Here is a 3,345-nt window from a genome sequence, read left to right as displayed (position 1 = left end):
TTAACTTTAAACTCTAAGACAAACATTTTACGCAGGGGGGACTTAGACAAAATCAGTATAGCACAATAAAAGTTAAGTTAACAAGATATAGTTTAAAAAGCCGTCCTAAAAGGACGGGGCTTTAACCCAAAATTTCGGTAACGATATGGGTCAACTTTCCGTATATCACCCCATTTAAGCGCAATCGCCAGAAGTTTTCCCTATATCACCCCCAAAAGCGCGTTAGCCAGATCAGCATCTTGCCAAAAACCTTGTTTAACTAAATTCCTGACAATTTAGGCCTATTCTAGCGATGATTCCTATATCTGACCGCACCTCTTGATAAAAACTGACAATTATTCGACCTTTAGCGATCGCTATCGGGGGATAATTGTTTTTTGTCACAGCAGTATGGAGCAGCCTAACTGATGGCTATATTTCCAGATTATCGCCCGCAGCAAACCAATCTTGAGCGAGAAATCGAGGGGTGCATCCATTGATGGATAAGGGTTTTTTGCTATTGCAGTAGATATGTATGAGGTCAGTTCAGGTTGATAAGAAAGGCTGTAATAGACAAAAATAGTCAAAATATTTATAATAGAAGATTGGACTAAAATTTTCTGTGACTTGCCCATGTTATTGTCTTGCGCCACCGGTAGCGAACAGTTTTTAGGTAGTGAAGCGATCACCACTTACGCCACAGCTAAGGCCGTGATCCTGCCGATTCCCTACGAGGCCACCACCACCTATCGCAAGGGTTGTGAAACTGGACCGGCGGCGGTGATTACTGCTTCCCAACAATTGGAAGCTTATGACGAGGAACTTAAGCGGGAAACCTGTTTAGAAGTGGGCATCTATACCCATGGTGCGATCGCCGACACCCGTCAGCAACCGCAATTGTCCGCCGAGGAGATGTTAGCCGTCACCACAGCTACAGTTTCTCGTTTAATTGCCGATGATAAATTTGTCGTCGCCGTCGGGGGTGAACACGCTATCACCACGGGAGTAGTACAAGCTTATCGACAGGCTTTATCGGACCCTTTTACTGTGGTTCAAATTGATGCCCATGGCGATATGCGTTTTGAGTACGAAGGCTCCCACCATAACCACGCCTGCGTGATGCGTCGGGTGTTAGAAATGGGTTTACCGACCTTACCCGTGGGAATTCGGGCTATTTGTCGGGAAGAAGCGGAATTAATCGCTAAGCAGCAGATTCCTGTGATTTGGGATCGAGATATCGCCGGTGATCCGAATTGGATCGAAAAAGCGATCGCCAAAATTAGCACCGAGAAGGTATTTTTAACCATAGACGTGGATGGCATTGATCCCGCTTTAATTCCGGGGGTGGGAACACCTGAACCGGGGGGGTTAAGTTGGCATCAAACCCTAGTCTTTCTCCGTCGTCTTTTCCAAACTCATCAGGTGATTGGCTGCGATGTGATGGAATTGGCCCCGATTAGTGATTCGGTGGTCTCGGAATTTACCACTGCCAAGTTAATTTATAAGTTAATTGGCTATCAATTTACTGCCTAGGGGCTTGCTTAATTAGAAGCAATCGTGTTATAGTAGCAATTCGTGCGGACGTATAGCTCAGTTGGTTAGAGTACATCGTTGACATCGATGGGGTCACTGGTTCGAATCCAGTTACGTCCATAAATTATCTGCCCTAGTCCCGGTCATAACCTTCATTTCTAATGATAGGATGAACGATCGAAGCTCTCCAGAGAAACCCTATGACTAGCTTACTGCGCGACTTTTGGTATGTGGCCACACCGGCAAATAAACTGAAACCCGGTCAGCTAATGGCCAAAAAAATGCTAGGTGAACCGATTGTTGTCGGCAGGAGAGAGGATGGAGAAGTGTTCGCATTGCGGGATATTTGCCCCCATCGTGGCATTCCGCTGCACCATGGCTGGATTGAAGGAGATGGGGTGTACTGTTGCTATCATGGCTGGAAATTTAATACTAGCGATGGAGTTTGTTCTGAGATCCCCTCATTAACGGAACACGATCGCCTTGATATTAGCAGAATTTGTGTCACCAGTTATCCCTGTCGCGAAATACAAGGTCATATCTGGGTGTTTATTCCGGCAGACTCAAAAAGAGAAATTAATCGAGAAAATCTGCCTCCTGTGCCGACTATTAGCGATTTTGGCAAACTTACCCCCAAAATAGCCGAAACTATCACTTTTGACTGCAATATTGACCATGCAGTGGTGGGATTGATGGATCCGGCCCACGGTCCCTACGTTCATACTTCTTGGTGGTGGCGCAGCGGTCCGCGCCAATTTCGGGTCAAAGAAAAACAATACGAACCTGTTCCCCTCGGTTTTCGTCTTGCTCCCTATGATATGCCTGTGAGTGCGAAACCTTATAAAATTTTGGGTAATAAAGTATCGATTGAAATTGTTTTTGAATTGCCCTCGGTGCGTACAGAAATACTACGGGGTGATCGCCATTTGGCCTGTGCTTTTACGGCAATTACTCCCATCGATGAAAATCACTGCGAAGTCCATCAAAGTTTATACTATACGATTCCTTGGTTGGCATTTTTAACCCCTCTTTTGCGTTATTTAACTCGACAATTTCTTAAACAGGATCGCGATGTGGTGATTAAACAACAGGAAGGACTTAGTTATCATCCAGCTTTGATGTTAATTGATGATGCCGATACCCAGGCCAAATGGTATTATCGCCTCAAACAAGAATACGAGAAATGTCAAGCAGAAAAACGGGATTTTGTCAACCCCATTAAAGCACAAATTTTACGGTGGCGTAGTTAGAATTAAGTAGGGTTTGCTGAAAAAGCTTTTCGGTGGTGGCAGGGTGTGGGGTGTGGGGTGTGGGGTTTTATCGATTTTCAGGTGGTCAACTACCTAATTTTCAGGGAAAAAGTACCGGAATTTTCCCCCCGATCCCCGCAATGGCTGGCACTTTTTGAGGGGAAAAAAGTCCAAAAGTCTTATCCAACAAGGTTTTTAGATTTATTCAGCAGACCCTAAGTAGCTGGTTATAAGCTAAACGGCTTTTACTTCGGATCACCGATATAGACTCCAAAAGGGTTATAGCTGTTGGATCATGCAGGTTAAGCGCCGTTTAGCTTAATTAGGGTCTGCTGAAAAAGTTTTTCCTGGGGGTAGGAGTCAGGAGTCAGGAGTCAGGTGTCAGGAGTTTCAGGCTTTGTTGCCCTTGTTTTTTGTACCAAGCGATGTACCACAAGAAGGATAATGCAAGGTTTTTGAAAGTCCTGATCCTATTTTCTTGCACTAACATCGGACTTTAACAGGTCAAAAGCCTTATTTTAAAAGGGTTTTACCATTATTCAGCAAGCCCTATTTAAATTAAAAATGAATTTTAGGTTCGATC

General features: G+C 44.5%; 2 protein-coding genes and 1 tRNA gene. All 3 read left to right on the top strand.

Going from position 1 to position 3,345, the window contains the following annotated elements; all coding sequences use genetic code 11:
- Positions 1-612: 612 nt before the first annotated feature.
- The 3 genes from speB (at position 613) to IM456_RS14285 (ending at position 2,762) form a co-directional block, all read left to right on the top strand.
- Positions 613-1,512 (top strand): agmatinase, encoded by a 900-nt coding sequence (gene speB / locus IM456_RS14295; protein ID WP_149988678.1) that lies wholly within the window; start codon positions 613-615, stop codon positions 1,510-1,512.
- A gap of 46 nt (positions 1,513-1,558) precedes the next feature.
- Positions 1,559-1,632 (top strand) — tRNA-Val (locus tag IM456_RS14290).
- Positions 1,633-1,712: 80 nt separating this feature from the next.
- Complete coding sequence (locus IM456_RS14285) at positions 1,713-2,762, top strand: Rieske 2Fe-2S domain-containing protein (protein ID WP_149988676.1); 1,050 nt, start codon at positions 1,713-1,715, stop codon at positions 2,760-2,762.
- Positions 2,763-3,345: the final 583 nt, after the last annotated feature.

This window comes from Microcystis sp. M079S1 (genome assembly GCF_020246425.1).
Lineage (GTDB): Bacteria > Cyanobacteriota > Cyanobacteriia > Cyanobacteriales > Microcystaceae > Microcystis > Microcystis aeruginosa.
This window is presented reverse-complemented; position numbering and strand designations above follow the sequence as displayed.

Bases quoted from the DNA above. Each gene is read 5' to 3' on its own strand.
- speB (WP_149988678.1), top strand. From the start codon at position 613: ATGTTATTGTCTTGCGCCACCGGTAGCGAACAGTTTTTAGGTAGTGAA.
- IM456_RS14285 (WP_149988676.1), top strand. From the start codon at position 1,713: ATGACTAGCTTACTGCGCGACTTTTGGTATGTGGCCACACCGGCAAAT.